This window comes from Olleya sp. 1-3 (assembly GCF_002836085.1).
Classification (GTDB): Bacteria; Bacteroidota; Bacteroidia; order Flavobacteriales; family Flavobacteriaceae; genus Olleya; species Olleya namhaensis.
The window spans coordinates 1-1206 of sequence record NZ_PJBW01000023.1 but is presented as its reverse complement, the minus strand read 5'-3'; the positions used below and the strand labels follow the sequence as shown (position 1 = coordinate 1206).

Below are 1206 nucleotides of genomic sequence, written 5' to 3'. Positions count from 1 at the left end.
GTATATACAGGAGGTGGTTTTGATTTAGACGGTGACGCGGATGACTTCGATGCTAATCCAGGAGATATATTACAATTCAGTGCAACGTATAGCTTAACACAAGCAGATATTGATGCAGGAATAGTAACTAACGAAGCAGCAACCAACGGAACCGATCCAAGTGGAGCAGCAGTAACCGATGCTTCAGATTCTGGAAATGCAGCAGATGATACAGGAGCTGATAATGATGCTACAGCAACACCAATCTTAGCAACACCAGCATTAACATTAGTAAAAACAAGTACTTATGTTGATAATGCACCAGTTGGATTAGATGTAAATGATCAAATCGATTATGTATATACAGTAGAAAACACAGGAAACGTAACGGTAAACGATGTAACAGTTGGTGAAACAACTTTTACAGGAACCGGAGCTACACCAACACCACTATATAGTATTGGAGGCGCCGATTTAGATTTAGATGGCGATGCATTTGATGCTTTACCAGGAGACATCATTACGTTCACAGCAAGTTATGTTATCACACAAGATGATATCAACGCGGGAACTATTAGTAATGAAGCTTTAGCAAGTGGAACAGACGCTAGCGGAACACCAGTAACCGATGCTTCGGATTCTGGAAATGCAGCCGATGATACAGGAGCTGATAACGATCCAACAAACAGTCCATTACCAACAGCAAGCAGTATCGCATTAACTAAAGGCGTAAGTGCTTTAGCAGATACTAATGGCGATGGTTTATTAGGAGCAGGAGACGATGTAACGTATACCTTCACAGTAGAAAACACAGGAAGTACTACTATAGAGAATGTAAGTGTAACAGATGCTACTATCGGATTAAGTAATGCAGTGGTTAGTCCATCAACATTACAACCAACCGAAACAGCAACAATCACATCAGTATACACTATTACACAAGCCGATGTTAATGCAGGAACTGTAGAAAACACAGCAACAGCAAATGGAACAGATCCAAACGGAACAGCAGTAACAGATACATCAGATAGTACGAATCCAAATGATGACGAAGGTCAACCAGGAAACAGTGATGCTGATGCCGATGATACTAATGATCCAACAAACTTACCAATCTTATCTACACCAGTATTAAGCTTAGTAAAAACAAGTTCATATGTAGATGCCAATGGAGACGGATTTGTAAGTCCAGGCGATGCTATTAACTACACATTTGTAGTAACCAAC

The 1206-nt window shown here is 40.3% G+C and carries 1 pseudogene; it reads left to right on the top strand.

Annotated elements, in window-relative coordinates:
• Nucleotides 1–1206 (top strand): annotated as a pseudogene (locus CXF54_RS12880) (hypothetical protein); the annotation flags it as partial.